Source organism: Pseudomonas reactans (assembly GCF_013387025.1).
GTDB classification, from domain to species: Bacteria; Pseudomonadota; Gammaproteobacteria; order Pseudomonadales; family Pseudomonadaceae; genus Aquipseudomonas; species Aquipseudomonas reactans.
This window is the reverse complement of record NZ_JACAQP010000122.1, coordinates 1-856: the sequence shown is the minus strand read 5'-3', so window position 1 is coordinate 856 and position 856 is coordinate 1. Positions and strand designations below refer to the sequence as shown.

General features: G+C 24.6%; 1 protein-coding gene. It reads left to right on the top strand.

The genetic code is table 11. From position 1 onward, the window contains the following. The coding region (locus HX793_RS32200) for a hypothetical protein (RefSeq protein WP_178905612.1) at window positions 1-856 on the top strand (856 nt) is incomplete at both ends.

The following is an 856-nucleotide window of genomic DNA, read 5'->3' as shown; positions in this document are numbered from 1 at the left end:
CAAAAAAACTATAGATATGATCTTTTATCATATAAATATATTCATTCTGAAACTAAGAATAACTCCTATATTTATAGATCATCATTAGAAACAAATAAGAACCAAGAAAATTCCACCAGAAATAAAGAAAAATTTTTTAACATACTCAAGAATATTCCTAGCAAGAATTATATAGTAAAAAGCGATATTATATATATGGAAAAAAATACAGATAGAAAATATTTGTGTAAAATTATTAAAAATATTAAGGTTGAACCTAATAAGGACCAAATAATGGATAAAATTCATAATAATGGTCTTTTTTATCTTCCGATTGATTCAAATTCCCAAATAAATAACAAAAAGGTATTTTTTGATTGGATGGGAATGAATGAAAAAATCTTAATCTTAAATTACCCCATATCAAATCCGAAAGTTTTTTTCTTTCCAGAGTTTGTGATACTTTATCATAAATATAAAGAGAAACCTTGGTTTATCCCAAGCAAATTACTTCTTTTAAATTTGAATATAAATCCCAATTTTAGTGAAAATCAAAATATTAACGGAAAGCAAGAAGAGGATTTTTTCCATTTTAGCCCATCAAATTCAAAACAATATTTTGAATTAAAGAATGAAAACCATATTGAAGAATATTTTTTAGAATCGATCGAAAAACTAAAAATATTCTTTAAAGGAGATTTTCCTTTGCAATTAAGATGGGCTGGACGTTTGAATGAATTGAATCAAAAACTGATGAATAATATCCAGATATATGGTCTCTTGCTTAACCTGATAAATGTAAGAAAAATTAGTATATCCTATATTCAAAAGAAAGAAATTAATCTGGATATAATGAGTAGGCGTTTAAATCTTACAC